A 26,646-nucleotide genomic window follows, 5' to 3' on the forward strand; every position below is an offset into this window, starting at 1 on the left:
GTATGGCCTCGACTACAGGACGTCATGACCGGCCGGCCGGCCAGCCGGACGGAGGGGACGGGGGTGCGGTGGCGCAGCCAGAGGTGGTCGAGGCCGTCGTCCGGCCGGCCGCGCTCGGCACCCTCGTCGAGGTGCTGCGGGCGCGCGGTTACCGGGTGGTCGGCCCGACGGTGCGGGACGGTGCGATCGTCTACGACGAGATCGCCGGCGCCGCGCAGCTTCCGGTGGGCTGGACCGACGTCCAACAGCCCGGCCGTTACCGGCTCGAACGTCGTGGCGACGCGGCGCTGTTCGGCTACGCCGTGGGGCCGCACTCGTGGAAGCAGCACCTGCTGCCGCCCCGGTTGCGCCTGCTGCGGATCCGCCGCGGCGGCGGCGAGGGGTCCGAGGCGGTGGAGGGGTCCGAGGCGGTGGAGGGGTCCGAGGCGGCGGAGGAGTTCGAGGCGGCGGAGGAGTTCGAGGCGGCGGAGGAACCGACCCCACGCACCAGGGTGGCGTTTCTCGGCGTTCGTTCCTGCGAGCTGCACGCGATCGCGATCCAGGATCGGATCCTGCTCGGCGGCGGCACCCGGGACCGGGACTACGCCGCCCGCCGCAGCGACGTGTTCATCGCCGCGGTGAACTGCCACGAACCGGGCGGGACCTGTTTCTGCGTGTCCATGAACACCGGCCCGGCGGTGCGGGAGGGCTACGATCTCGTGCTCAGCGAGATCCTCGACGCCGACCACCGGTTGCTCGTCGAGGCGGGCACCGCCCGCGGCGCCGAGGTGGTGGGCGAGCTGGCCGGGCGGGCGGCGGAGCCTGCGGACCGGACGGCGGCCAGGGCCGCGGTGGACCGCGCGGCCGACCGGATGGGGCGCACGGTCGAGGCGGCTGATCTGCGCGACCTGCTCGCGGACAACCTCGAACACCCGCGCTGGGACGAGGTGGCACAGCGCTGCCTGACCTGCGGTAACTGCACCATGGTGTGTCCGACCTGCTTCTGCACCTCGGTGGAGGACGTCAGCGACCTGCGCGGCGGCGAGGCGGAGCGCTGGCGCAGCTGGGAGTCCTGCTTCTCGCTGGACCACTCCTACCTCCACGGCGGCAGCATCCGCGCCGCGGGGCGGTCGCGCTATCGCCAGTGGCTGACCCACAAGTTCGGGACCTGGCATGACCAGTTCGGCACGTCCGGATGCGTCGGTTGCGGACGGTGCATCACCTGGTGCCCGGTCGGCATCGACGTGACCGAGGAACTGGCCGCGATCCGGGCGAACTCCCTGGCCGGCGACCCCGACCCCACCAGCGCCCAGCCGCGCCCGCCCGCGCGTGAGGCCCGCGATGACGCCAGTTGAGACCCCGCTCGCCGAGGCCGGCGTGTTCGCCGGGATACGGCCGGACCATCTCGCGCTGCTCGCCGGCTGCGCCCGCCACGCCGTCTTCCCGGCGGGTGCCCTGCTCCTGCGGGAGGGCGACCCGGCGGACACCCTCTACCTCGTCCGGCAGGGCACGGTCGCGATCGAGATGTTCGTCCCGGCCCGCGGATCGGTCCCCCTGGAAACCGTCGGAGCCGGCAGCGTCGTCGGCTGGTCGTGGATGTTCGCGCCCTACCGTGTCCACTTCGACGCCCGCGCCCGCTCGCTCGTCCGGGCCGACGCCCTCGACGGCGCCTGCCTGCGGGGCCGGTTCGCGCAGGACCCGGCGCTGGGCTACGACGTGCTCTCCCACCTTGCGCAGGTGCTCATCGAGCGCCTGCAGGCGACCCGGATGCGGCTGCTCGATGTCTACGGAAACCCGGACCGGGGCTGACGGCGCCGTCGGGGCGATGACCCCGCGGCCGTTCCGCGTCACGAGCCACCGCCAGGAGACCCGGGACACGTGGACCCTCGAGCTCGAGCCGGTCCGCGGCGCCCCGCTCGTCGCCAGGCCCGGCCAGTTCACCATGGTGTACGCCTTCGGCGTCGGCGAGGTCCCCCTGTCCGTGTCCGGCGGCCCGGTGTCCGGCGGCCCGGTGTCCGGCGGCCCGGTGTCGGGCGGCCCGGTGTCGGGCGGCCCGGTGGGAGAGGGCGGGGACGGGCAGCTCATGCACACCGTGCGGGCGGTCGGCGCCGTGACGGAGGCGATCTGCGCGGCCCGCCCGGGCGACGTCCTCGGGGTGCGCGGCCCGTTCGGACAGGGCTGGCCGCTGCGGGCGGCCGCCGGCTCGGACGTGGTCGTCGTCGCCGGTGGGCTGGGCCTGGCGCCGCTGCGCCCGGTCGTCCGGCAGATCCTGCGCCGCCGCGCCGACTTCGGCGCCGTCGCCGTGCTCGCGGGCAGCCGGACCCCCGACGACATCCTCTTTCGCCGGGAGCTGGCCGGCTGGCAGGACCGGGCCGACCTGCAGACCCTGGTCAGCGTCGACGGCGGCCAGCCCGGGTGGCGCGGGCGGGTCGGGGTCGTCACCGCCCTGCTCCCCGAGGTGCACGTCGACCCCGCCCGGGCGGTCGCGTTCATCTGCGGGCCGGAGGTCATGATGCGGCTGACCGCGCGGGCGCTGGTCGACGTCGGCGTGCCGGCCGACCACGTCCACCTGTCCATGGAACGCAACATGCACTGCGGGCTCGGTCACTGCGGCCGCTGCCAGCTCGGCCCGCTGATCCTCTGCCAGGACGGACCGGTCCGCGGCTACGACCGCCTCGCCCCGCTGATGGCCGTGCGGGAGCTGTGATGCGGACATCGGCCTCGACATCACCATCGGCATCACCATCGACCGCGGCCGCCAGGCCCCGCCTCGCCGTGTGGAAGTTCGCCTCCTGCGACGGCTGCCAGCTCACCCTGCTCAACTGCGAGGACGAGCTGCTCCCGCTGGCCGCTGAGGTCGAGATCGCCTACTTCCTCGAGGCGTCCAGCGCCACGGTCGCCGGGCCCTACGACCTGTCGCTCGTCGAGGGCTCGGTGACCACCCAGGCGGACGCGCAACGGATCGGGGAGATCCGGGCCGCCTCCCGGCGACTGGTCACGATCGGTGCCTGTGCCACCGCCGGCGGCATCCAGGCGCTGCGCAACTTCGCCGATGTCGACGGGTACCTTGCGGCCGTCTACGCCACCCCCGCGTACGTCTCCACGCTGTCGACCTCCACCCCGATCTCCGCGCATGTCCGGGTGGACTTCGAGCTTCAGGGCTGCCCGATCGACTCCCGCCAGCTCCTCGAGGTGATCAGCGCGTTTCTTGCGGGTCGACGCCCCGCCATCTCCTCGGCCTCGGTCTGCACCGAATGCAAACGACGGGGAACGGTCTGTGTCATGGTCGCACACGGCACGCCCTGCCTCGGGCCGGTGACGCATGCGGGCTGCGGCGCGATCTGCCCGGCCTGGCACCGCGGCTGCTATGGCTGCTTCGGCCCGATGGAGAGCCCCAACACCCCTGCGCTCGTCCGCGAGCTGACGGTGCTCGGCATGGACGACCGCGAGACCGGCCGGGTGTTCCGGACGTTCAACGCCGCCGCGCCGGCGTTCCTCGCCGCGTCCCGCGACGCCGCCGAGGGCGGTGGGATCCATGCCGAGGACACCGACGCCGAGGACACCGACGCCGAGGACACCCAGGCCGAGGACACCCATGCCGAGCAGTAGGCGCATCACGGTCCCGCCGCTCACCCGGGTCGAAGGGGAAGGCCGGCTGCTGATCCGGGTCAGCGACGGCCGGGTCGACGAGACTCGGCTGAACATCTTCGAGCCGCCGCGCTTCTTCGAGGCACTGCTGCGCGGGCGGGCCTACACCGAGGCCGCCGACATCACCTCCCGCATCTGCGGCATCTGCCCGGTCGCCTACCAGCTGAGCGCGCTCGCCGCGATCGAGCAGATCTGCGGGGTCGGCGTCGACGGTCAGCTCGCCGCCCTGCGGCGGTTGCTGTACTGCGGGGAGTGGATCGAGAGTCACGCGCTGCACGTCTTCCTGCTGCACCTGCCGGACTTCCTCGGCTGCGACAGCGGCCTCGAGCTGGCCCGGGAGCATCCCGCGGTCGTGCGCCCGGGGCTGGAGCTGAAGAAGATCGGCAACACCCTGATGACGCTGATCGGCGGCCGCGCGGTGCATCCCGTGAACGCGCGGGTCGGCGGCTGGTACCGGGCCCCGACCCGCGGGGAACTCGACCGGCTCGTCGGTCCGTTGGAACGGGCCCGCGACATCGCCCGGGACACCGCCCGTTTCGTCGCCGGCCTGGACTTTCCCGACGACGAGGTCGGCGCGGTCTTCGTCGCGCTGCGGCAATCGGGACAGTACGCGATCGAACGAGGCCGGATCGCCTCCAGCGAGGGCCTCGACATCGCCGCCGCCGACTACGACAGCCACTTCGTCGAAGAACAGGTGCCCTGGTCCACCGCCCTGCACTCGACGCTCGCCCCGCTCCCCCCGCTCCCCCCGCACGCCCCGCTCGCCCCGCACGCGATGTCGGCCGCCGGCGGCTCCTACCTCGTCGGACCGCTGGCTCGCTTCGCGCTGAACGCCCGGTGGCTGGCGCCGGCGGCGCGGGAGACGGCGGCGGAGGTCGGCCTGCGCCCGCCGGAGCGCAATCCCTTCCGCAGCATCATCGTGCGCTGCGTCGAGATGGTTCACGCCGCCGACGAGGCGCTGCGGATCATCGGCGACTACACGGAACCCGCATTCCCCGCCGTGCCGGCCCGGCCGCGGGCGGGAATCGGACACGGCGTCACCGAGGCGCCTCGCGGGCTGCTCTACCACCGCTATTCCACGGACCGCGACGGCACGATCCTCGACGCGAAGATCGTGGCGCCGACCTCCCAGAACCAGCGTCCCCTCGAGGAGGATCTGCGGGATGTCGTCGAACGCTCGCTTGACCTGCCCGAGGCCGACCTCGCTCGTCGCTGCGAGCGGGTCATCCGCAACCACGACCCCTGCATCTCGTGCGCGACCCATTTCCTGACCCTCGACATCGACCGCGGCTGACGGTCGTCGGGATCGGGAACCGGTGCCGGCACGACGACGCGGTGGGCCTGGTGGTCGTCCGCCGACTCCAGGGTCGGTTTCCGCTCGCGACGAGCACGGTCGAGGGTCTCGACGAGCCGGCCGGTCTGTTCGCCGCCTGGGACGGTGCCCACGGCGTCTGGATCATCGACGCCGCCCGTTGCGCCGCCGCACCGGGAACCGTGTTCCGTTTCCGGGCCGACGAGCGGCCACTGCCGGCGCAGCTGATCGGCCCGTCGACCCACACCCTCAGCGTCGCGGACGCCGTCGAGATCGGCCGGGCGCTCGGCGGGCTTCCCCGCTTCGTCGTCGTCCACGCGATCGTGGGCCGTGACTTCTCCCGCGGCGAGGGACTCGATCCCGACGTCGCGGCCGCCGCCCGCGGTGTCGCCGCCACCGTCCGGGCCGAGGTGGCGAGGTGGGCCGCTCGCTACGCAGCGGCGTGCACGACCGCAACCGGGCACGACGCGTGATGCAGGCACTGGTGGGCGACCGAACCGAGCAGCAGCTCGGCGAAGCCGCCGTGACCCCGGGAGCCGACGGCGAGCAGCTGCGCGTCCTCGGCCGCCGACAGCAGCGCATGGGCCGCGCCGTCGGTGACCAGCCTGTCGTCCACGACGAGGTTCCGGCGGTCGTCGATTCCCTCGGCGAGGCAGGTGTCGAGGACGGACCGGGCGGCCTTCTCGGCGGCGGTGTAGTCCACGCCGACGTAGACCGGGGGGTAGCCCAGCGGGACCGGCAGCCAGGCATGGACGACCCGCAGGACCGCCCCGCGCAGGCGCGCCTCGCGGGCCGCCCACCGCAGCGCCTCGAGCGACGCGGCCGACCCGTCGACGCCCGCGACGACCGGTCCCTGCGTGCTGTGCTGACGGACGCGGGTCACGACCACGGGCGTGGTCGCCCTGTGCACGCAGGCGGCGGAGACGGAGCCCATGAGGACCCCGCGCAGGCGGCTTGCTCCGTGGCGGCCGACCACCAGCAGCTCGGCGTTGGTCGCGGCCTCGAGCAGAGCCTCGGCCGCGCCGCGGGACTCCATGCGCTCCACTACCGGCACGGGACGCCGCGAGTCGAATGCGTTGCGTACGGAGGTCTCCAGGAGGTGGCGGGCCGTGGTCTCGGCCTCGGGCGACCCCGGCTCGTGCCGCATCCTGGCGATGGCCGCCGAGGAGTCGTCCGGCGACCAGGCCAGCAGGGCGGTGACCGTCACGTTTCGCAGGTGTGCTTCGCGCAGGGCCCAGCGAAGTGCCTCCTCGGCCTCCGGCGACCCGTCCACTCCGACCACAATGCCGCTCATCCTGCGCCTCCCGTCACGCCGTGTTCATGTCAGCGGACACAGCGTCGCCCGGTCGGCATCGTCGATCGAGTGCGGTTCGGCGGTGGGACCCGGGCCGCCCGGCCCTGCCGACCGGAACGAAAGGCCCCTGTCGTACCCCCATGCTCCCGGGACGATCGGCCCGGACCGGGCCGACGGTCAACGCCGCCCCCGGCTCTGCGCGCGGTGGAGACAGATCAACAGGACCTTGGCCCCGGGCGGGACGGACCTTCGGGCCCGTCGGCCGCGACCTGCGCATGCATCCGCCGCACCAGGTGCGCGGGCACTCTCGGGGCATGGCTGTGATGACCGAGGCGAGCCCGTTCCCGGCGGGGCGAGACGAGCCGGTGCCGGCCGGTGCGCCGGTGCCGGCCGGTGCGCCGCGACCGTTCGCGGGGTTCGTCGAGACGTCGGGATCGGTGCTGTACTTCTTCGGGGATCGGGTCTTCAAGGTCAGGAAGCCGGTGGATCTCGGTGGGGTGGACCTGCGGAGCCGGTCGGCCCGGCGGGCCGACTGCGAGGCGGAGGTGCGGCTCAACCGTCGCCTCGCGCCCGACGTCTACCTCGGCGTCGCCGACGTCGTCGGGCCGGGCGGGGAGCCCTGCGACCACATGGTCATGATGCGTCGCCTGCCCGCGGCGCGCCGGCTGTCGACGCTCGCCGAGAGCGGGGCCGCGGCCGTCGAGGAGATCCACTCCATCGCCGAGGTGCTCGCCGACTTCCACGCCCGGTGCGAGACCTCCCCCCGGATCGCCGCGGCCGGCGACCCGGATCGCCTGCGCGCGCGGTGGGACGACTGCGTCGCCGAGGTGCGCCGTGCCGGCGGCGTGGCGGTGGGCGCCGACCTGCTCGACCAGGTGGACCGGCTCGCGGGACGGTACCTCGAAGGCCGGGGCGAGCTGCTGCGGGAGCGCCGGGAGGCAGGGTGGATCCGCGACGGGCACGGCGACCTGAGCGCGGCGGACACCTTCTGCCTCGACGACGGTCCCCGGATGCTCGACTGCCTGGAGTCCGAGCCCGAGCTGCGGGCGGCCGACGTCCTGGCGGACGCCGCCGCCCTGGCGGTCGACCTGGAATGGCTCGGACGTCGCGATCTCGCACGTGCGCTGCTCGACCGGTACCGCGACAGGACGGGGGAGAACCATCCCCGGTCGCTCGAGGACTTCTACTGCGCGCTCGCGGCGCTGCGACGCTGCCAGCTGGCGTGCCGGCGGCTCGCCGCCGGTGAGACCGCGGCGGCGCGTGAGGCCAGGGTCTTCGCCGAGCTGGCCTGGGCCCGGCTTCGCCGGGGCCGGGTCCGGCTGGTGCTGGTCGGCGGCCAGCGGGGCACCGGGAAGTCCACGCTCGCCGACGGACTCGCCGCGGCCGAGCGGTGGACCGTGCTCCGTTTCGACGACGTCGCGGCGGCCTGGTCGCCCCCGCCCGGTCGTCCTGAGCCCGCCGCGGGACACCGAACACCGGTCGACGGCGTGGACGCCGTCCACCAGGAGCTGCTGCGCCGGGCCGCCGCCGCGGCGTTGCGTCGCGGCGAGTCCGTCGTGGTCGACGCGCCGTGGAACCGGCACGGCCAGCGCCTCGAGGCGGCCGAGGTGGCCCGCCGGGTCGCGGCCGACCTGGTGCAGCTGCGCTGCACGGCCCCGCCCGATCTCGCGGCCACCCGCGTCGACCCGCGCCGCGCGACCCCCGCCGGCCCTGCCGGCCCTGCCCGTCTCGCCGACAGCGTCTCCCGGGGTGAACCGTGGCCGGAGGCCAGGAGCATCGACACGGCGGCGACCGCCGCGGACGCCCTGCGCCACGCCCGCCGCGCCGTCGTCTGACCACCGGTGCGGGTGGTCTGCGCGTGAACATCCAGCCGCCGCCCGGAATGGGTCCCGTGCGGCCGATCGATTCCGGTACTGTTCGGGCGTGGGCACGGAAGCCGAGCTCGTCGCAAACGGGGCTGGGGTGGAAGCGAACGCGCTGTCACCGTCCCCGCAGGGGGAGGGCTTGACCTTCCCCGTCGTCGCGCGCCTCGAACTCGACGAGCTGCTCACCCAGCTGGTCGAGCGCGCCCAGGATGTGCTGGCCACCCAGGGCCGGTTGCGCGGGCTGCTCGCGGCGAGTCGCGCCATCGCCACGGACCTGCGGCTGCCGGTGCTGCTCCGGCAGGTCGTGGAGGCGGCGTGCGAGCTGCTCGGCGCCCGGTACGGGGCCCTGGGCGTCATCGCGCCGGACCGCACCCTGGAGGAGTTCATCCACGTCGGCATGGACCCGAAGGACGTCGAACGGATCGGTCACCTGCCCACCGGCCACGGTGTGCTCGGTCTCCTGATCGACGATCCCCGGCCGCGCCGCCTCGACGACATCTCCCGGGAGCCGAGCGCGTACGGCTTTCCGCCCGGGCATCCGCCGATGCGGACGTTCCTTGGCGTGCCCATCACCGTGCGTGGTGAGGTGTTTGGAAACCTCTATCTGACCGAGAAGCGCGGCGGCGCCGCCTTCACCGCGGAGGACGAGGAGCTCGCGCTGGCGTTGGCCGCCAGCGCCGGCGTCGCGATCGAGAACGCGCGGCTGTTCCACGAGGCCCAGCAGCGGCACCGGTGGATGAGCGCCTCGGCCGAGGTGACCCGGCAGATCATGGCCGAAGCCGACGGTGCGCTCGGGTCCGTCGTGCAACGGCTGTGCACCGTCGCCGACGCGCAGTTCGTCTCGGTCGCCCTGCGCGAGGAGGATCCCGGCAACGTCCGGGTCGCCGCCGTCGCCGGGGTGGATACCGCCGGGCGCATCGGGCAGCGGATACCGCTCGAGGGCACCCTGACCGGCCGGGTGATGGCCGAGCAGCAGCCGCTGCGGGTACAGGATGCCCGTCTCGACTCCCTTCCCGAGGAGCGGGGGGCCGAGACGGGTTCGTTGATCGTCCTGCCGCTGGTCGCCGGTGCCGACCACGTGTCCGGCGTGCTGCTCGTCGGCCGGAACCGGGCCGAGCGGCCTTTCAGCGACGCCGATCTCGCCAGCGCCGCAGGCTTCGCCGGCAATGTGGCGATCACCCTGGAGCTGGCTCGGGTCAAGGCCGACCGGGAACGGCTGGTGGTGCTGGCGGATCGCGGTCGCATCGCCCGTGACCTGCACGATCACGTCATCCAGCGGATGTTCGCCGTGGCGCTCGGCCTGCAGGATGTCGCCCAGTACGAACGCCCGGCGAATGCCGAGCGGCTCAACCAGTACGTCGACGACCTCGACGTGACCATCAAGGACATCCGACGGTCGATCTTCGAGCTGCGTAGCAGCGGCGAACCGAAGGAACAGCGCCGCCTGCACACCGAGATCGACCGGATCGCCGAGGACGTCCGCCCGGCCCTCGGCTTCACGCCGACCATCCGCTACTCCGGCCCGCTCGAGACCGTGGTCGGCGACGAGCTCGCCGCCCATGTGATCGCCGTCGCCCGGGAGGCGCTGACCAACGCCGCGCGCCACTCCCAGGCCCGGTCCGTCGAGCTCCGCCTCGGCGTGGCCGGCGACGCGGTGGTCGTCGACGTGATCGACGACGGCGTCGGCATCGGCTCCGCCGATCGGCGCAGTGGGTTGGCCAATCTCCGGTCCCGGGCCGAGCAGCTCGGCGGATCCTTCAGCCTCACCACGCCGGCCGGCGGGGGCACCCACCTGCACTGGGCTGCCCCGCTGTGACCGTGCCCTGACGGACTCCCAGCCCCCACAGCGCAGTGCGGCGCAGTGCAGTGCGCCGCAGTGCGGGGCAGGATGCAGGGCGGGGCAGGCTGCAGGGCAGGGCCGCACGGGACTCCGGGACGGATCCCGTGATGCGCCCGTCGTGCCGCCGTCGGCACCGAGGTACACGACGATGGGTGATGACCGTGGGCGGAGAATCTTCCCGGGAACCTGCCGCTGCGGCCGACGCGCAACCGGGCGTAGTCGGCGGTCGGGCCCGGTCGACCCCGCGGAGGCGGGCGGCCCTGCTGGTCGGTCTGGCCCTCGGCGGACTGGCGGTCGGCGCCGTCGGGNGGTTCGTGGACCAGACCCGCATCAGCGCGGTGGCCTGGGCCGTGACCGCGGGGATCGCGCTGGTCCCGGCGGTCGCCAGCGTCGTCGCCGGGCTGCGTGACCGCAAGGCCGGCGTCGACGTGATCGCCGTGCTGGCCCTGATCGGGACCGTCGCCGTCGGCGAGTACCTGGCCGGCGCGGTGGTCGCGGTCATGCTGGCGACCGGGCGGCTGCTGGAGGCCGCGGCGGGTGAGCGCGCCGAGCGGGCTCTGCGGCAGCTCCAGGCCGCCGCACCCCGCAGCGCCCGGCGTCGTGAGGGCGCCGGGCTGCACACGGTCGCGGTGGCGGAGATCGCCGTGGGTGACCTGCTGGTCGTCGGCGCGGGGGAGGTGGTCCCGGTCGACGGCCGCGTCGAGCGGGACACGGCCGTGATCGACGAGTCGACGCTCACCGGGGAGCCGGTGCCCGTGACGAAGCGCGCGGGCGACGCGGTCCGGTCCGGGACCTTCAACGCGGGCGGGCCGTTCGAGCTGCGCGCGACCACCACGGCCGAGGACAGCGCCTACGCCGGGATCGTCCGGCTCGTCGAGTCCGCCCGCGCGGACTCGGCGGGCTCGGTCCGGATGGCGGACCGCTACGCCCTCGCCTTCGTGCCGGCGGCGCTCCTGCTGGCCGCCCTCGCCTGGGCGCTGTCCGGGCAGGCGGAGCGCGCGGTGGCCGTTCTGGTCGTGGCCACCCCGTGCCCGCTGATCCTCGCCGTGCCCATCGCGATCGTCTCCGGGCTGTCCCGGGCGGCCCGCCGCGGGGTGATCGTCAAGGGTGGTGGTGCCCTCGAGGCACTGGGCCGGGCCGACACCGTGCTTTTCGACAAGACGGGCACCCTCACCGTGGGCCGCCCGACCGTCACGGACGTCGTCACGGACTCGGCGTCGGCCGCGGGGTCGGCCCCCGCCGAGCTGATCCGGCTCGCCGCCTCCCTGGACCAGGTGTCGCCGCACGTGCTGGCCGCGGCACTGGTCCGGGAGGCGCGGGAGCGAGACCTGCCGCTCACCATGCCGCAGGACGTCGTCGAGGAACCCGGCACCGGGATCCGCGGCCGGGTGGCAGGCCGGCTGGTCGCGGTCGGAACCGCCGCCTGGGCCGGGGCCGCTGTCGGGGCTGCTGTCGGGGCCGGACCAGGGGTCGCACCGGTGGCCGAGGCCGGCGGCCGGTGGGTTCGCACGGTCCGGCGGCGGTGCACGTTCGACGGATCGACCGCGGTGTTCGTCGGCGTCGACGGGCGGCTCGCGGGTGCCCTGCTGCTGGACGACCCGCCCCGCCCCGACGCGCCGCGGATGATCAACCGGCTCCGCGCCGCCGGGGTGGGCCGGATCGTCATGGTCACCGGTGACCGGGCCGAGGTCGCCGAGTCGGTCGGGGCCGGGCTCGGCGTCGACGAGGTGATCGCGGAGTGCACACCGGCCGACAAGCTCGCCGCGGTCCGGGCCGAGGGCCGCACCGCGAGCACCGTTATGGTCGGTGACGGTGTCAACGACGCACCGGCCCTCGCCGCGGCGACGGTCGGGGTGGCGCTGGCCGCGCGCGGAACCACGGCGTCGGCGGAGGCCGCGGACGTCGTCCTGACCGTCGACCGACTGGACCGGCTGGCCGAGGCGATGGCGATCGCCGCCCGCTCGGTGACCATCGCCCGGCAGAGCGTCCTGCTGGGGATGGGTCTGTCTTTGATCGCCATGGTCGTGGCGTCGTTCGGCGGCCTGGCCCCGGCGCCGGGGGCGCTGTTGCAGGAGGGCATCGACATCGCCGCCATCGGCAACGCGCTGCGGGCACTGCGGCCGGGCCGGGACCGGTCGGTGTCCCTGCACGGCGAGCAGGCGGCGATGTCCGAGCACTTCGCCGCCGAACACCACCGCCTGCGCCCCGGCCTGGACCTGCTCCGGAGCGCGGCGGCGGTGGCCGACGACGCCGAACCGGCCGAGATCCTGCGTCGCGCCGGCGCCGCCCACCGGTTCTGCGTCGAGGAGCTGCTGCCGCACGAGGACGCCGAGGACGCCGAGTTCTACCCGGTGCTGACGAGCGTGCTCGGGGGGAGCGAGTCGACCGCCATGATGAGCCGGGCGCACATGGAGATCCACCATCTCGTCCGCCGGCTCGGCCGGCTTCTCGACGAGCTCGATCCGGCCGACCTCGACCGGGACGACGTCCGTGACCTGCGCCAGCTGCTCTACGGGCTGTACGCGGTCCTGCGCCTGCACTTCGCGCAGGAGGAGGAGGACTACTTCTCGCTGGCGGACGCCCCACCGATCCCGCCGGCGGGCCAGGAGGTGCTGGCCTGACCTGCGCGTCCCGGAGGTCGCCAGGGTGGACCGGCACAGGAGGAGACGGGACGGCCATGGACACACGGACGCGATCGATCGTCTGGTTCGACGAGCTGGGCGCGGCGGACACCGGCGTCGCCGGAGGCAAGGGCGCGAACCTGGGGGAACTGACGGCGGCGGGATTTCCGGTGCCGCCCGGCTTCGTCATCCCGGCGGCGGCCTACCTGGCCGAGACGGAGCGGTCCGGGGCGCGGGCGGAGCTTGCCCGGGACCTCGCCGGCGCCGACGCGGCCGACGCCGGCGCGCTGGCCGCGCGCTCCCGACGCCTGCGCGACCTGGTCGGTGCCATCACCATCGGCCCCGAGCTGCGCGCGCACATCGTGGACGCTTACCACAAGCTCGGCGGCGGTTTCGTGGCCGTCCGCTCGTCGGCGACGAGCGAGGACACGGCGGGCACCTCCTTCGCGGGGATGAACGCGACGTTCACCAACATCCGGGGCGAGGACGCGCTCGTCGACGCGGTCCAGCGCTGCTGGGCCTCCCTGTTCGGCGAGCGGGTCCTGACCTACCGCGCCAGCCGGGGAGTCCGGGACGAACCCGCGATCGCGGTCGTCGTCCAGCGCATGATCAACGCAGACCGCTCCGCGGTGGCGTTCAGCGCCGACCCGGCGACCGGGGACACCGGCCGGATCGTGATCGAGGCGGCCTTCGGCCTCGGCGAGGTGATCGTCTCAGGACAGATCGTGCCGGACACGTACGTGGTGGACCGGGCGGGCCCGAGGATCGCCGAGGTGCGGACGGGCGTGCAGAGCCACCAGATCGTCCGCGGACCCGACGGTGCCGACCAGCGGATCGCCCTGCGGCCCGACGAGGGCGGTGCGCGGGTGCTGAGCGACGACGAGATCCGCACCCTCGCCCGCCTGGTCGACGGGGTGCAGGAGCACTACGGCGAGCCCCAGGACACCGAGTGGGCGATCGAGGACGGTCGCACCTACCTCGTCCAGGCCCGGCCGATCACCACGTTGCCCGCGGAGCGGACCGGACCCGCGGCGGACGGTGGTGCGCCGCCGCTGGTCGGCGGCCTCGGCGCCGCGCCGGGGACGGCCAGTGGGCTCGTCCGGGTGCTGGTCTCCCCTGCCGAGGGCGGCACGCTGCGCGACGGCGAGATCCTGGTCGCCCCGATGACCTCGCCGGACTGGGTCCCGACCATCCGGCGGGCCGCGGCGGTGGTCACCGACAGCGGCGGGGTGACCTGCCACGCGGCGATCGTCAGCCGGGAGCTGGGCGTCCCCTGCGTGGTGGGTGCCCGCACCGCGACCAGCGTGTTGCGCACCGGCCAGCCGGTGACGGTCGACGGCGGCCGCGGCACGGTGCGCGGCGGCCTCGCCCCGACCGAGCCACGCCGGCCGGTCACCGCGGGCAGCGGGCGGGAGCCCGGCGCGCCGGGCGCGGCCGACCCGCCGGTCACGGCGACCCGGCTGTACGTCAACCTGGCCGTCGCCGAGCGGGCCGAGCAGGTCGCGGCCCTGTCCGTCGACGGCGTCGGCCTGCTGCGCGCCGAATTCCTGCTGACCGAGGCGCTCGGCGGGGTGCACCCGAAGCGGCTGCTCGCCGACGGCGGCCGGGCCGAGTTCGTGGCCCGGATGAGCAGCAGCCTCAGCCGGATCACGCGGGCGTTCTCGCCGCGCCCGGTCGTCTACCGGGCCACCGACTTCCGGACGAACGAGTTCCGCGGGCTGCGGGGCGGCGAGGCGTTCGAGCCCGTCGAGGCGAACCCCATGATCGGTTACCGTGGCTGCTACCGCTACGTCCGCGAACCGGAGCTGTTCGCCCTGGAGCTGGAGGTACTCGCCGAGGTCCGCCAGAGCACCCCCAACCTGCACCTGATGATCCCGTTTGTGCGTACCCGCTGGGAGCTGGAAGCCTGCCTGGAGGCGGTCGACGCGAGCCCGCTCGGCGGCGACCGCGGGCTGCGCCGCTGGGTGATGGCCGAGGTGCCCTCGGTGGCCTTCTGGATCCCGACCTACGCCGCGATGGGCATAGACGGGGTCTCGATCGGCTCCAACGACCTCACCCAGCTCGTGCTGGGCGTCGACCGGGACTCGGAGACCTGCGCGGAGCTGTTCGACGAGTCCGACCCCGCCGTGCTCGACACGATCACGCGCATCATCGACGCGTGCACCGCGGCCGGGATCACCTCGTCCCTGTGCGGGCAGGCGCCGTCGAACCGTCCCGAGTTCGCCGAGCACCTCGTGCGCGCCGGCATCACCTCGATCTCGGTGAACCCGGACGCGGTGGATCCGGCGCGCCGGGCGCTCGCGGCGGCCGAACGCCAACTGCTGGTCGAGGCGGCGCGCCGGGACCTCGCGCGCCGCTGAGGATCCGGGCGCGCCTGGTGCGGCTGCTCAGGACGCCGGCACCGGCAGCAGGGCGGTCACCGTGAAGCGCTCGACCGCGACCAGGTGACCGCCGGTCCAGGCGACCACGGTCAACACCGGGTCCTGGGCGTCCCGGTACGTCACCCTGGTCGACCATCCCTGGTTCGTACCACCGGCCGGCAGGCAGCAGGACTCGCCGATCGGCCGGGCCGACGACGGTTGCCGCACCTGGACGTGGATGTTCTCGTCGACGCCGGTGATCCGCCCGCCGACGGTGACGGGGGAGGCGTACCGCGTGCCGTACCGCGGCGTCAGCAGCGAGAAGTCGGCGTCGCGGGTTCCGACCACTTCCCAGGGGGCGTCGGAGCCGGCGCCGAGGCGGACGAGATGCACGACCCCCGCCGTCGCGTCGCCGTATCCCTCGGGCCGGGCGAAACCGACGCCGACATGGGCGTCGGTCGTGCCGATCTGCCGCGTGGTGACCCGGTCGATGCCACTCAGGGCCAGGTAGCCACGGGCGAAGTCGAGCGCGGTCAGCCCCGCGTCCAGATGCCACGGCTGGTGGCCACCGCCGGCCGCCTGCCAGTCGCGCGCCTGTGCGGCGTCCCGGAACGGCCAGAGCAGCTGGTAGGCGAGCCATGGCTGGGCGGCCGGGGTCGACGTGGTGGCGGCGGAGCCGCGCGGGACGGGGCCGGCGCCGCGCTGTCCGGTCGGCGTCGCCCCGGGAGTGACAGTGCCGGTCGGGGCCGGCGGGGTGCTGGCCCGACCCGTCCCGGCGGGCGCACTGGTCGTGGGTGAGGCGGTCGGTGCCGTCGTCGACGCCGCGTCGTCGCCGGCGCGGCCGTCGAGGACGGCCCAGGACCCGGCGGCCACGGCCAGTACCGCCACCACGATCGCGACGATCAGCCAACGGTCCCGCCGCGGTCGGCGCCACCGTCCTGTGACGCCTCTGCGGGCGGTGTCCTCGTCTGGGGAGTCCACGGCAGTCACCTCATGCTTCTCGGGAGGCAGGGAGGCAGGGAGGCCGGGGGAGCGGGGGACCGGGCGGTGCGCCACGGCCGGGCCCGCGGCGTACCGCCCGGCTGGCGCGGGTCAGCCGCGCTGCACCTCGATCCTGCGGGTCGTGGCCGTGGCCTGCCGGTCGTCGACCGGCACCCTGATCTCGAGAATGCCGTCCTTGTAGGTCGCGGCGACCTGGTCGTCCTTCGCGCCCGCCGGCAGCGGCAGGCTCCGGGAGAACGATCCGTACCGGAATTCGGACCGGTAGCCGTGGTCCGTCTTCTCAGCCTTCTCGTCACGCCGCTCGGCCCGTACCGACAGGACACCTTCGGCGACGGTGATCTCAACGTCGCGGGCCGGGTCGATACCGGGCATCTCCGCCCGGACGACGTGCATTCCGGCCTCGTCCGTCTCCTCCACGCGAATCATGTCGTCACGCAGCCCGACAAGCCGCTGCGCCAGTACTCTGCTCTCCTCGGACCATGGCCAGCCGAGCCCGGAAAATGTTGCCGAACGCCGGTCGCGGTGGGCGATACCCGTCATGGAAACCATCCTCCTCGTGTCGGTCCCACTCCTCCATGATGTCGCCGCCGCCGCATCCCTTCAGGTGCCTTCAGGCATGGTCCGAGGTGACCAACCGCCCTGGTGGAGGTGGCTGTCGGCGGGCTTTGTCAGCGGATCGCCGGGAAGGCCGGCGCGGTTCCCGACCGGAGTGCGCCCATCGGGCTGGGAGCAGTTCTGACCTTTGCCGTCCATTCCGATTCCGAGAACATCGATGGGAACACGGTCGGCATCATCCTGATGCCCCTCGGAGTCGTCGCCGCCGCACTCTCCATCGAGCCATCCGGGCCGGGATCGGCGGCCTGGCCGCTACCGCTGGTCGCGTGGCACTGACCCGCGACCAGCACGTCCGGCGGGAACCGGGGAGCTCAGCTGACCCGGTGTGCGCGTAGGAGGAGGGCCCACCACGGCCGCCGCTGCTCGCGGGGCGGCCGTCGCCGGCGGCCGTGTAGCCGCACACCGCCCCCCTTCATGCTGACCCAGCCACCGGGGCCCATCCGGACGATCGCTCTGGGCCCCGGAGCGCGACGGGCGAACTGCCGCGAGACGGCCACCGCTGCGGCGACGATCTCCCCGACAACCACGATCCGGGTCAGGTCGAGCGGCTCGATGTGAGCCCAGGGCGCGTGGCCGACCGGTCGGGTCGGGAGTTGCCGGGTGCGCTGGGGGTTGGCCACCCCGGGGGCGAGGATGATCTTCGGGTCGAGCTCCGGGCGTTCCTGGACGGGTCGCGACGCGGGGCGGGCCGGGACGAGCGCGGCACCCATGGCTGCCACCTCCTTGCCGGAGTGACCACCGGCAGTGGCGAGTATGCGTCCCTGCCGGCCCGCGCGACATCTGCCCTGCGTTGGGCGGGCTCGGGACCTTCCGTCCGCCGGTTCGGGACCTTCGGCCCGGTCGGGTCTCCCGACGGCCCGCCCGAAGGAACAGCGCCGCCTGCACAGCAAGATCGACCGGATCACCGAGGATGTCCGCCCGGCCCTCGGCTTCACGCCGACCATCCGCTACTCCCCGCGGCAGGGTGACCCGGTCGTCCGCGGTGACCCGGGCGGGCCTCGGGGCTCGGTCCCGACCGGGGGACGGGGACACCGGGGTGCGTAGGCCCGAGACTCTGCTGTGCGCCCACCGTCTGCGCCGCAGCGCGGCGGCGTCGCGGGCCTTGGGCGCCGACACCGACGACCGGCTGGGGAACCTGACCGAGAACTCGTCCGCGGTGTCAGGCCGAGGCTAGCCGTAGCGGCACTGCGGACCGGGCGACCCGGCCTGCGTCGGCACTCCAAAAGTCCCTGGTTACGGCCCTGTGTCGTTGAGAGGCTGGTCACAGCAGCACGTCCCCCTGCGGAACGAGTCTGGAGACGTCCATGCGCCACTGTCTGGTTGCCGCAGCTCGGAACGAGGCCGATCCCGTGGCCCGGGCGTCCGGCCGCGTGGGTCGTCAGTCCCCCCGGATGGGGGGCCTACTGGCATTCGCTGGCCGTGATCCCCGGCTGCGGCGGGGNCTGGGNGGACGTGCTGGACCTCGGCGATGGGCGGCTCGCGCTGTGCGTCGGCGACGCCGCCGGACATGATGAGCGGGCCGCGCGGTTCGCCCGACGCCTGCGGGAGGCGATGCGCCGGCATCTGTGCGCTGGTGTGATGCCCGATATCGTGGTCAGCCGGGCGATGGCCGACGTCGCCGCGGCCGGTGATCTCGGGGAGATGTTCGCCACCGCCTTCCTCGCGGTGGCCGATGCCCGGTCGGGCCGCGTGGACTACGTCAACGCGGGGCATCCGCCGGTCCTGTATCTCCCCGCGCATCCGGCCGCCGGCGGTGGCGGTGGCGGTGAACCATGTTCGCTTGGCCCGACCGGGCCGATCCTCTCCGATCTGTTCGCCGGGACCGAGATCTGGTTGACGCGTTCGTTGACCGTGGCGGTCGGGGACTGCCTGCTGCTGTACACCGACGGCATCAGCGAGGCCCGGGACGAGCATGGCGATCAGTTCGGCGTGCTTCCCCTGACCGCCGCGTGCGCCGGGACGGACTCGCCCGACGGGTTGCTGCACCGCCTGTTTACGCAGGTCGCCGAGCACGCCTGCGGGGCCGTCCGGGATGATCGCACGATCGCGGTCCTCGCGCGGCAGCCCCGGTCGATCCCGCCCCGCGGCGGCTGCGTCCGCGGGTGACCGTCACCGGCGATGCCGCAGCCGACTGTCGCGCCGCGCGCGCCGGCCACCGTGTCACCGGCCCTCGATGCTGAGCCTCTCGGTGTCGAGCCCTTCGGCACCTGCCGCTACGTGTGGTCCTGCTCGGGTGGCGCCGCCGTGGCACGACGGCCCGCCTACGGGCGGCCACGATTCCGAACGTCTCGGGAGACCAGAAAATAGGTCAGGCCGGGGCGCACCGGAATGCCCATGATGAACCGCCCCGAAAAAGGAATCGTTACGGATCGACGTCAGGTGCGAACCGGAACGAAAAAGGGCGTGGAACAATGGTTGCCACTTTATCCCGGTCGGCAGCGGCCGCGGTGGCCGCGATCCTGCTCGCGGTGCCGATGGCCGCCTGCGGCGACTCCCGCGACACCGCTGTTCCGGTGCCGGCCGCTACCACCACCTGCCCGCCGTCGGCCTCGTCGACCGGAAGGCCGCGTCCCTCGGCGACACCGACGTCGGCGGCACCTGCCTCTGCGGCGCCCCCGTCGGCGATCTCGCCGACGCCGTCGAGCACGCGGCGTCCGTCCTCGGCGGCCGACGGCCTCGCGGCGTTCCTCGCCGAGGCGGCGCGGAGCGATCAGCGGCTACGGGCGACCGCGGCATTGATCAACGGTGACGTCGGCACGTCGGGGACGATCCGCTTCCGGCCGGAGACGCTCGCCGCCATACGCGCCGCCTGGCCGCCCGACGCGGCGGCCAGGGCGATTCCCGCCGGGTTGCCGCCGCAGTTGCTCCGCTCCGTGCTGCTCGTCTACAGCGACCTGGCCGCCAGGGCCGCGTCGATCAGCATGGTGCGCCACGAATCCGACCGCGCGGACCAGCTACGCTGCCTCGGCTACGGTGCCGCGCCCGCCGCCCGCTTCTCCGGCGACCTCGCCGCGCTGCGGGCGCAGGCTGCCGCATCGCCGGCCGTCGTGATCGCCCCGGCCGACTCCCGTGCGGTCGCGGAGGTCCTGCTCCGCACGGCGTACATCGACGGGTCCAACGCCGGCTGCGGTAGCTGCGGCGGCCAGGTCTTCACCGACCTCACGCCGATTGTCTGGCGGACCCGGGTGATGACCGCCGGCCAGCCACCCGTGGACGGCACCATCGGCACGGCCTTGTTCCGGGCTCACTACCAGGCCGGATCAGGCTGGCAGGTCACCATCTTGGCCTGCTGATCGGGTGCGTGGGCGGTCAGCTCAGGGCCCGGTCGGCGGGATCGGTTCGCCGGAAGCCGTCGCCGCCCGGCGCCGCGACGCCCGCCAGAGTTCGTCGGCGCCCCAGACCAGGACCGGCAGCGGGAGCAGCAGGAGGAGATCGGAGGGCGGGACCGAGGCGGTGCCGAGAACGTGCTGCAGGGGCGGGACGTAGACCACCACGGCCGCGAAGGCGATCTCGAAGGCGATGCCGGCGAGGAGCAGCCGGTTGGTGAGCAGCCCGACGGCGCGCAGGGAGGCGTGCTCGGTGCGGGCGGCGGTGGCCGTGCCGATCTGGCAGGCCACGATCGCGAGGAAGGTCATGGTGGTGGCGCGCAGATAGCCCTCGTGCAGGGGGGTGCCCTTGTCGACGGAGTCGCCCGGGTGCCAGCCGATGCGCCAGAGCACGGCGAAGTAGACGGCCATGACGGCGGCGGCGGAGACGAGGCCGAGAACGGCCCAGGCGCGTAGCAGCATCACCGGCCGGATCACTCCCTCGTTGCGCGGCCTCGGCGGGCGCTCCATCAGGCCCGGCTCGGCCGGCTCCCGGCCCAGCGCCAGCGCCGGCAGCGTCTCGGTGCCCAGATCGATCATGAGGATCTGCAGAACGGTGAGCGGCAGGGGCACCGTGCCGCCGGACAGCGCGAAGACCAGGAACGGGACGAGCTCCGCAACGGCGTGGGCGAAGATGTAGACGATGAACTTCCGGACGTTGTCGTAAACCTGGCGGCCGGCCTCGACGGCGCGGACGATCGTGGCGAAGTTGTCGTCGGTGAGCACCATCGTGGACGCCTCGCGGGCCACGTCCGTGCCGGAGCGTCCCATCGCGACGCCGATGTCGGCGCGGCGCAGGGCGGGGGCGTCGTTCACACCGTCGCCGGTCATCGCGACGACCTCGCCGCGGGCGTGCAGGGCATCCGTGACCCGCAGTTTCGTCTCCGGTGAGCTGCGGGCGAAGACGATCTCGCGGTCGTCGTGCAGGAAGGCGTCGAGGTCGGCCTCTGTCGGATCGCCGAGGTCCTCCGTGGTGACCACCTGCAGGCCCGCCGTGCCCGGCCCGCCGATGCCGACCTGGCGGGCGACGGCCGCCGTGGTCAGGGCATGGTCGCCACTGACGACGTTGATCCTGATCCCGGCGCGGTGGCAGGCCGCGACGGCCTCGGCCACGCCCGAACGAGGCGGATCGGCCAGCCCGACGATGCCCAGCAACCGCAGATTCGTCTCGAGGGCGTCCCGGTCAATCCCACCGGCCTGCCCGCCGCCGAGCGCCGGATCCCCGTCCGGCAGCTCGCGGTCGGCCACGGCGAGGACCCGCAGCCCGTCGGCGGCGAAGTCGGCGAGCCGTCGGGTGAACCCGTCGCGGTCGGCGTCGGTCAGCGGGCGGGATCCCGCGGGCGTCAACAGGCTCACGCAGCGCGCGAGAACCGCTTCCGGGGCGCCTTTGACGGACGCGACGAGGCGCCCGGGCTCGACCTCGTCGACGGTCGACATCCGGCGCGCGCGGGAGTCGAAGGGCGCTTCCGCCCGCCGCCGGGCGGACCGCGCGGCCGGGTCCGTGTCGGCGCCGAGCCACCGGGCGGCGTGCAGCAGCCCGATCTCGGTCGGATCGCCGTGGGCGCCGCGGCCGCGGTCGGGATCGCCCAGATCGGCGTTGGAACAGGCGGCCAGGGCCTTCCCGAGCGGGCCGGACACCGACTCGGGCACCGACACCGGTATGGACGGGGGCGCCGGCATGGACGGGGGCTCCGGTAGGGACGCGGATGCGGTCACGGGCGCGGTCACGGGCGCGGGCACGCTGACGGGCTGGTCGCCCGCGGCCGTCCACAGCCGGACCGGCCGCATCCGGTTCTCGGTGAGCGTCCCGGTCTTGTCGGTGCAGATCACCGTGGTGGAGCCGAGGGTCTCCACCGCGCTGAGCCGGCGCACGACCGCGCCCCCGCGGGCGAGGACCCGCACGCCGACCGCGAGCGCGAGGGTGATGGTGGGCAGCAGACCCTCGGGTACGTTCGCGACGAGCAGGCCGATGGCGAAGACGAGGGCCTCGTTCACGGGGAGCCCGGCCAGGACGCCGAGCGGCAGGAAGGCCAGCCCCACTCCCACCGCGACCGCGGCGATCAGCCAGGCGACCCGACGGACCTGCCGTTCCAGCGGGCTGTCGTCCCGGGAGACCTGTTCGGTCAGGGCCGCGACCCGGCCGATCTCGGTGCGCATGCCGGTCGCCACCACGATCGCGCGCGCGGAGCCGGCGGTGCAGGTGGTGCCGCTGAAGACCAGGTCGCGCGCGGAGAGCAACGGGCCGGTGTCCGGCTCCTCGCCGGCCGAGCGCGGCACCGGGACCGACTCGCCGGTCAGCATCGACAGGTCGGCCTCGACGTAGCCGCTCAGCAGCCGGGCGTCGGCCGGGATCCGATCACCCTCGCTGATCACGATCAGATCTCCGGAGACGACCTCGCGGACGGCGATGCTCTGCTGGACACGGTCCCGGACCACCGTGGCCTGGGGCGGCAGGTAGGCGCCGAGTGCCTCCACAGCGTGCTCGGCGTGCCGTTCCTGGACGAAGGCGACCGCGGCGTTCAGCAGCACCACGGCGACGATCGCGGCGGCGAGCACGGTGCTGCCCGACAGCAGGGCCAGCAACGCGGCCAGCCACAGCAGGAGGGCCAGCGGGTGCACGAGCTGGCGGCCGATCTCCCCCGGCCAGGTGAGCCCCCGCCGCCTCGACAGTTCGTTCGGCCCGTCGGCGAGAAGCCGGCGGGCGGCCTCCCGGCTGCTGAGCCCGTCCGGACCGCTGCGTAGGTCACGGAACAGCAGCGCGAGGGGCTCCCGGGGATCCGACGTCATCGTGTCCGTAGCCGGACGGCTGTTTCCTGGCGTTTCGGTGCTCACGTCAGACATCGCCACGTCCGATCAGGATTTCGAAAGTTCGATCGGGATTTCGGATTTCGGCGTTCACTCGGTCGGGGCCGGGGCGGGATCCCGACCGGGTGCCGGTTCGGCGCCGCCGGAGTCGAGCCGAAACGGCGGGTACTCGTCGGTCATTTCCTGTCGGGACGGATGTTTCCTGGCAGGCCGGACGGTTTCAGGGGCCGTTGTACCCGCCGCCGCTGGTCCTGTCGGGGGGTGCACACCATCCGATCGGCCCCCCGGGAGGGCAGGGGTGCCGCGACCTTCGGCCGGCGCCGGTGGGTCACAGGTCCCGGGCCGGCCGGGAGCGACGTCTGTGTTGCCCGGATCCGCGAGGGGGGACATTGCACCGTGAGGTCGCCGCGCGGTGACAGGAGGAGTACCTCATGAGGCGTGAGATCACGTACAGGGCGCCGGTGACGGTGCCCGCGGACAGCCGGATCCAGCAGGCCGCGCAGCTCATGGACCGGGCCGGAGTCGGATCGCTGATCGTGACCGAGGGCCAGCGTCCGGTGGGAATTGTGACAGATCGTGACATGTCCCTGCGGGTCGTCGCCGGTGCCGTGCCGCTCGACGGCCGGATCGACGCCGTCATGACCTGCGGGGTGGTGAGCGTTGCGCACACGGCCACCTGGGAGGAGGTCGCGCAGGTCTTCGTCGGGCACGCGATCCGCCGCGTGGCCGTGACCGACGGCGATGCCCTCGTCGGCGTGATCACGCTCGACGACCTGCTGGCCGCCGGGACGGACGCGCCGGCCGCGGCCCTGGCCGCCGTGGCCGCCGAGGAGATCGGGCATCCGCGACACGAGGGCGGCCTGCCGCTGCCGTTGAGCGCGCTGCTCCCGCAGACGCGGGCGCTCACCCGGTGGCAGGCCCGGATCGGGGACGCGATCCTGGTCCACCCCGCCAGGGGCGGCGCGCCGCGGGACGGGGAGATCCTCGAGGTCGCGACGCCTGCCGGCGACCCGCCGTTCCTGGTCCGCTGGTCCGACGGCCGGCGCAGCTACGTCTACCCCGGCCCGGACGCCCAGATCCACCACTACGCCGAATCGGCGCAACAGGGGTCCGTGCCGGCCGCTCAGGACGCGTAGCGGGCCCGAGTGCCGATGCGGTGGCGGAACTTGCGGATCTCCTCCAGCCACAGCGCCGAGGAGGCGATGCCCGCCGCCAGCAGCCATTCCCGCCAGCCCAGCGGCGCGGTGTCGAAGAATCCGCGCAGGGCGGGGACGCTGACCACCAGGACCTGGAGCAGGACGACGCCGCCGATCGCCGCCAGCACCGCCCTGTTCTCCAGGGTCCGGGCGTTGAACACCGACGCGGTTTCGCTGCGCAGGTTCAGCAGGTTGAACATCTGGAACAGGGCGAAGGTGGTGAAGGCAACCGTGCCCGCGGTCGTCTCGGCGCCCTGCGCGGGCAGCGGGCCGGGCAGCACGCTGATCGCGATGAGGGTGCCGGCCGCCATCACGGCGGCAAGGCCGATGATGCGGGCCAGCCGGCGGCCCGTCAGCAGGCGTTCCCCGGCCGGTCGGGGCGGGCGGCGCATCGTGTCGGGGGCGGGCGGGTCCACCCCGAGTGACATCGCCGGCGGGCCGTCCATGATCAGGTTGACCCAGAGGATCTGCACCGGGGTGAACGGCGCGCCGGCCATGATGTCCGCGGATCCCGCGACGAGAAAGATCACCACGAAGGCGATCGCCGTGGTGAGCTGGAACTTCACGAAGTTCACGATGTTGTCGTAGATTCCGCGACCGGAGCGCACCGCCTCGACGACGGTGGCGAAGTCGTCGTCGGTGAGCACCATCGCCGCGGCGTCCTTGGCGACGTCGGTGCCGGAACGGCCCATCGCGACGCCGATGTCCGCCATGCTCAGCGCCGGGGCGTCGTTCACGCCGTCGCCCGTCATCGCGACGATGTCGCCGCGTTCCTGCAACGCCTGCACGATGCGGATCTTGTGCTGCGGCGCGACCCGGGCGATCACGGCGATGCCGTCGAGGCGGCGGCGCAGCTCCTCGTCGTCCCAGCCGTCCAGGTCTCGGCCGAGCACGACGTCGCCGTCGAGACCGAGCTGGCCGGCGATGGCCGCGGCGGTTCCGGCATGGTCGCCGGTCACCATCCGGACCCGGATGCCGGCCTCGCGGCAGGCGGCGAGCGCCGGTCCGGCCGACTCCCGCGGCGGGTCGACGATCGCGACGAGCCCGATCATCGCCAACCGCGCCACCCCGGACAGCGGATCGCCCGGCGGCAGCGCAACCGCGCCGGGAGGATCATCGCGGTAGGCCAGCGCCATCACCCGCAGTCCCCGGTCGGACAGGACGGCGTTGGCCTCGCGCCAGCTCTTCCGGCGGGCGTCGTCGAGCTCGACCACGTCGCCGGTGCGGTCGAGCTGGGCGGTCGACCGTTCCAGCAGCGCGTCCGGAGCGCCCTTGACGAGCAGGCGGGTCGACCGGCCGGCGCCGCCGTCGGCCGCGGGAGCCCGCCGCCCGCCGCCGGCCGCCTGGGTTCCATCGGCTCCGTCGGCTCCATCGGCTCCATCGGCGACATCCTCGACGGGATGCACGGTCGCCATCAGCCGGTAGTCCGCGTCGAACGGGACCTCGGCGAGGCGGGGTCGGCGCCGGCGCCGGGCGCCCACGTCCACTCCGCTCTTGGCGGCGAGGGCCACCAGCGCGCCCTCGGTCGGGTCGCCGACGAGCTGCCCGTCGCCGACGGTCGCGTCCGAGCACAGCGCGAGCACCTCGACGGCCACGGGTGGCAGGCTGGCCGGGGCACCGTCCCCGTCGTGGAGGCGGCCGTCCGGGCCGTAGCCGAGCCCGGTGACGCTCAGCTCCCGGCCACCGGACCAGATCGCGGTGGCGGTCATCTCGTTGCGCGTCAGGGTGCCGGTTTTGTCCGTGCAGATCTGCGAGGTCGACCCGAGCGTCTCCACCGCGGCGAGCCGTTTGACGATCGCGTTGCGTTTCGCCATCCGGGACGTGCCCATCGCGAGGGTGAACGCGACGACCGCGGGCAGCCCTTCGGGGATGGCGGCGACCGCCAGCGACACCCCCGTGAGGAACAGGTCCGCGAGGTCGCGTCCCTGGACGACCCCGAGCACGACCACGACGACGACCACGGCGGCGGCGATCGCCGCGATGGTCCGGCCGAGCTGGTCGACCTGACGCTGCAGCGGCGTGCGTCGGACCGGCGTCTGTTCGAGCAGCTCGGCGATCTGGCCGATCTCGGTGCCCCGGCCGGTCGCGGTCACGACCGCGAGCCCGCGGCCGCGGGTGACGACCGTGTTCATGTAGACCATGTCGGACCGGTCGGCCAGCGCCGCGTCGGGCGGTGCCGCGCCGGTGCCCTTGCCGACCGGTGCGGCCTCCCCGGTCAGGGTCGACTCGCCGACCGCCAGCGTGGCCGCCTCCACCAGCCGCCCGTCGGCGGGGATCCGGTCACCGGCGGCCAGCAGCACGATGTCGCCGGGCACCAGGTCCGCCGGGTCGATCTGTTTCTCGGTGCCGTCGCGGCGCACCGACACGGTCGCGGTCAGCATGCCGCGCAGCGCGGCGAGGCTGGCCCGGGCCCTGGTCTCCTGGATGAAACCCAGCGTGGCGTTCACCAGCACGACGACGCCGATGACGATCGGCGTCTCGAGCGACTTCGACACGACCGCGCTGACGATCGCCGCCACCGCCAGGATGGCGATCAGCAGGTCCGCGAACTGCCGGAGGAACAGCCTCCAGACCGGCTCGACGGCGGGCTCGGCGAGCGTGTTCGGGCCGTACCGCGCCAGCCGGCGGGCGGCCTCCACGCTCGCCAGCCCCTCGGCCGGATCGACGTCGAGGGCGGCGGCGGCCTCGTCGGGGTTGAGCGCATGCCAGACCCGGGCGGCCTGGCCGCCGTCACCGGAGAGCAT

21 protein-coding genes are annotated in these 26,646 nt (G+C 74.0%); 14 read left to right on the plus strand and 7 right to left on the minus strand.

What is annotated here, in order from left to right; all coding sequences use genetic code 11:
- Nucleotides 1–68: 68 nt before the first annotated feature.
- From FF36_RS15470 to FF36_RS15495, 6 genes are read left to right on the plus strand one after another with little or no spacing between them, the layout of a single operon-like run.
- Complete coding sequence (locus FF36_RS15470; protein ID WP_044885775.1) at nucleotides 69–1,334, plus strand: 4Fe-4S dicluster domain-containing protein; 1,266 nt, start codon at nucleotides 69–71, stop codon at nucleotides 1,332–1,334.
- Nucleotides 1,321–1,788, plus strand: a complete 468-nt coding sequence (locus tag FF36_RS15475; protein WP_044885776.1) for a cyclic nucleotide-binding domain-containing protein — start codon at nucleotides 1,321–1,323, stop codon at nucleotides 1,786–1,788. Before FF36_RS15470 ends, FF36_RS15475 begins: the two co-directional genes overlap by 14 nt.
- Nucleotides 1,760–2,686: an FAD/NAD(P)-binding protein gene (locus tag FF36_RS15480; RefSeq protein ID WP_199865403.1), complete on the plus strand. Its 927-nt coding sequence runs from the start codon at nucleotides 1,760–1,762 to the stop codon at nucleotides 2,684–2,686. Before FF36_RS15475 ends, FF36_RS15480 begins: the two co-directional genes overlap by 29 nt.
- Nucleotides 2,686–3,588 (plus strand): NADH-quinone oxidoreductase subunit B family protein, encoded by a 903-nt coding sequence (locus tag FF36_RS15485; protein ID WP_044885778.1) that lies wholly within the window; start codon nucleotides 2,686–2,688, stop codon nucleotides 3,586–3,588. The genes FF36_RS15480 and FF36_RS15485 overlap by 1 nt, the downstream gene beginning before the upstream one ends.
- The gene (locus FF36_RS15490) at nucleotides 3,575–4,921 is read left to right on the plus strand and encodes a Ni/Fe hydrogenase subunit alpha (RefSeq protein ID WP_044885779.1); all 1,347 of its coding nucleotides are present in this window, start codon (nucleotides 3,575–3,577) and stop codon (nucleotides 4,919–4,921) included. The genes FF36_RS15485 and FF36_RS15490 overlap by 14 nt, the downstream gene beginning before the upstream one ends.
- On the plus strand, nucleotides 4,879–5,412 hold the full coding sequence (locus tag FF36_RS15495) for a hydrogenase maturation protease (protein ID WP_255354281.1): 534 nt from the start codon (nucleotides 4,879–4,881) through the stop codon (nucleotides 5,410–5,412). Before FF36_RS15490 ends, FF36_RS15495 begins: the two co-directional genes overlap by 43 nt.
- Here FF36_RS15495 and FF36_RS15500 read toward each other — a convergent pair.
- A complete protein-coding gene (locus tag FF36_RS15500) occupies nucleotides 5,370–6,233 on the minus strand; it encodes a universal stress protein (RefSeq protein WP_044885780.1) in 864 nt (287 codons plus the stop codon). The two genes, FF36_RS15495 and FF36_RS15500, sit on opposite strands and share 43 nt — an antisense overlap.
- Nucleotides 6,234–6,556: 323 nt before the next feature.
- On the opposite strand from FF36_RS15500, the gene FF36_RS15505 reads away from it, so the two are divergent.
- The 4 genes from FF36_RS15505 (at nucleotide 6,557) to ppsA (ending at nucleotide 14,919) form a co-directional block, all read left to right on the plus strand.
- Nucleotides 6,557–8,068 (plus strand): P-loop nucleotide/nucleoside kinase family protein, encoded by a 1,512-nt coding sequence (locus FF36_RS15505; RefSeq protein ID WP_063925293.1) that lies wholly within the window; start codon nucleotides 6,557–6,559, stop codon nucleotides 8,066–8,068.
- 127 nt (nucleotides 8,069–8,195) lie between these two features.
- Complete coding sequence (locus FF36_RS15510; protein ID WP_044885831.1) at nucleotides 8,196–9,914, plus strand: sensor histidine kinase; 1,719 nt, start codon at nucleotides 8,196–8,198, stop codon at nucleotides 9,912–9,914.
- Nucleotides 9,915–10,366: 452 nt separating this feature from the next.
- On the plus strand, nucleotides 10,367–12,559 hold the full coding sequence (locus tag FF36_RS40855; protein WP_479686785.1) for a heavy metal translocating P-type ATPase: 2,193 nt from the start codon (nucleotides 10,367–10,369) through the stop codon (nucleotides 12,557–12,559).
- Between the two features lie 56 nt (nucleotides 12,560–12,615).
- The gene (gene ppsA, locus FF36_RS15520) at nucleotides 12,616–14,919 is read left to right on the plus strand and encodes a phosphoenolpyruvate synthase (protein WP_044885781.1); all 2,304 of its coding nucleotides are present in this window, start codon (nucleotides 12,616–12,618) and stop codon (nucleotides 14,917–14,919) included.
- Between the two features lie 27 nt (nucleotides 14,920–14,946).
- Here the strand turns inward: ppsA and FF36_RS35965 are convergent, their stop codons facing one another.
- Both FF36_RS35965 and FF36_RS15530 read right to left on the minus strand, forming a co-directional pair.
- Nucleotides 14,947–15,900 (minus strand): hypothetical protein, encoded by a 954-nt coding sequence (locus FF36_RS35965; RefSeq protein WP_052681146.1) that lies wholly within the window; start codon nucleotides 15,898–15,900, stop codon nucleotides 14,947–14,949.
- Between the two features lie 111 nt (nucleotides 15,901–16,011).
- Entirely contained in the window at nucleotides 16,012–16,461 is a 450-nt protein-coding gene (locus tag FF36_RS15530; protein WP_199865405.1) for an Hsp20/alpha crystallin family protein, read from the minus strand.
- Nucleotides 16,462–16,563: 102 nt separating this feature from the next.
- Between FF36_RS15530 and FF36_RS15535 the strand changes: the two genes are divergently transcribed.
- Nucleotides 16,564–16,812, plus strand: a complete 249-nt coding sequence (locus tag FF36_RS15535; protein ID WP_044885782.1) for a hypothetical protein — start codon at nucleotides 16,564–16,566, stop codon at nucleotides 16,810–16,812.
- Nucleotides 16,813–16,847: 35 nt separating this feature from the next.
- Here FF36_RS15535 and FF36_RS31570 read toward each other — a convergent pair whose 3' ends face one another.
- Entirely contained in the window at nucleotides 16,848–17,246 is a 399-nt protein-coding gene (locus FF36_RS31570) for a hypothetical protein (RefSeq protein ID WP_052681148.1), read from the minus strand.
- Nucleotides 17,247–17,988: 742 nt separating this feature from the next.
- Between FF36_RS31570 and FF36_RS15550 the strand changes: the two genes are divergently transcribed.
- A complete protein-coding gene (locus FF36_RS15550) occupies nucleotides 17,989–18,642 on the plus strand; it encodes a PP2C family protein-serine/threonine phosphatase (RefSeq protein ID WP_242422540.1) in 654 nt (217 codons plus the stop codon).
- A 256-nt stretch (nucleotides 18,643–18,898) separates the two neighbouring features.
- On the opposite strand, the gene FF36_RS15555 is transcribed toward FF36_RS15550, so the two are convergent.
- Nucleotides 18,899–19,183 carry a hypothetical protein gene (locus FF36_RS15555; RefSeq protein ID WP_044885784.1) on the minus strand — a complete coding sequence of 95 codons (285 nt, stop codon included), beginning with the start codon at nucleotides 19,181–19,183 and terminating at the stop codon, nucleotides 18,899–18,901.
- An 88-nt stretch (nucleotides 19,184–19,271) separates the two neighbouring features.
- On the opposite strand from FF36_RS15555, the gene FF36_RS15560 reads away from it, so the two are divergent.
- Nucleotides 19,272–19,829 (plus strand): hypothetical protein, encoded by a 558-nt coding sequence (locus FF36_RS15560; protein WP_044885785.1) that lies wholly within the window; start codon nucleotides 19,272–19,274, stop codon nucleotides 19,827–19,829.
- A 21-nt stretch (nucleotides 19,830–19,850) separates the two neighbouring features.
- Here the strand turns inward: FF36_RS15560 and FF36_RS15565 are convergent, their stop codons facing one another.
- Nucleotides 19,851–22,688, minus strand: coding sequence for a cation-translocating P-type ATPase (locus FF36_RS15565; RefSeq protein WP_044885786.1), 2,838 nt, complete (start codon nucleotides 22,686–22,688; stop codon nucleotides 19,851–19,853).
- 449 nt (nucleotides 22,689–23,137) lie between these two features.
- On the opposite strand from FF36_RS15565, the gene FF36_RS15570 reads away from it, so the two are divergent.
- Entirely contained in the window at nucleotides 23,138–23,842 is a 705-nt protein-coding gene (locus FF36_RS15570) for a CBS domain-containing protein (RefSeq protein WP_044885787.1), read from the plus strand.
- Here the strand turns inward: FF36_RS15570 and FF36_RS15575 are convergent.
- A complete protein-coding gene (locus FF36_RS15575; protein ID WP_044885788.1) occupies nucleotides 23,830–26,646 on the minus strand; it encodes a cation-translocating P-type ATPase in 2,817 nt (938 codons plus the stop codon). The two genes, FF36_RS15570 and FF36_RS15575, sit on opposite strands and share 13 nt — an antisense overlap.

The organism is Frankia torreyi (assembly GCF_000948395.1).
Taxonomy (GTDB): Bacteria; Actinomycetota; Actinomycetes; order Frankiales; family Frankiaceae; genus Frankia; species Frankia torreyi.

What these genes read in the sequence shown, in the direction of transcription:
- FF36_RS15475 (WP_044885776.1), top strand. Translation starts at nt 1,321, where the DNA reads ATGACGCCAGTTGAGACCCCGCTCGCCGAGGCCGGCGTGTTCGCCGGG.
- FF36_RS15480 (WP_199865403.1), top strand. Translation starts at nt 1,760, where the DNA reads ATGTCTACGGAAACCCGGACCGGGGCTGACGGCGCCGTCGGGGCGATG.
- FF36_RS15485 (WP_044885778.1), top strand. Translation starts at nt 2,686, where the DNA reads ATGCGGACATCGGCCTCGACATCACCATCGGCATCACCATCGACCGCG.
- FF36_RS15490 (WP_044885779.1), top strand. Translation starts at nt 3,575, where the DNA reads ATGCCGAGCAGTAGGCGCATCACGGTCCCGCCGCTCACCCGGGTCGAA.
- FF36_RS15500 (WP_044885780.1), bottom strand. Translation starts at nt 6,233, where the DNA reads ATGAGCGGCATTGTGGTCGGAGTGGACGGGTCGCCGGAGGCCGAGGAG.
- FF36_RS15505 (WP_063925293.1), top strand. Translation starts at nt 6,557, where the DNA reads ATGACCGAGGCGAGCCCGTTCCCGGCGGGGCGAGACGAGCCGGTGCCG.
- ppsA (WP_044885781.1), top strand. Translation starts at nt 12,616, where the DNA reads ATGGACACACGGACGCGATCGATCGTCTGGTTCGACGAGCTGGGCGCG.
- FF36_RS15530 (WP_199865405.1), bottom strand. Translation starts at nt 16,461, where the DNA reads ATGACGGGTATCGCCCACCGCGACCGGCGTTCGGCAACATTTTCCGGG.
- FF36_RS31570 (WP_052681148.1), bottom strand. Translation starts at nt 17,246, where the DNA reads ATGGGTGCCGCGCTCGTCCCGGCCCGCCCCGCGTCGCGACCCGTCCAG.
- FF36_RS15565 (WP_044885786.1), bottom strand. Translation starts at nt 22,688, where the DNA reads ATGACGTCGGATCCCCGGGAGCCCCTCGCGCTGCTGTTCCGTGACCTA.
- FF36_RS15570 (WP_044885787.1), top strand. Translation starts at nt 23,138, where the DNA reads ATGAGGCGTGAGATCACGTACAGGGCGCCGGTGACGGTGCCCGCGGAC.
- FF36_RS15575 (WP_044885788.1), bottom strand. Translation starts at nt 26,646, where the DNA reads ATGCTCTCCGGTGACGGCGGCCAGGCCGCCCGGGTCTGGCATGCGCTC.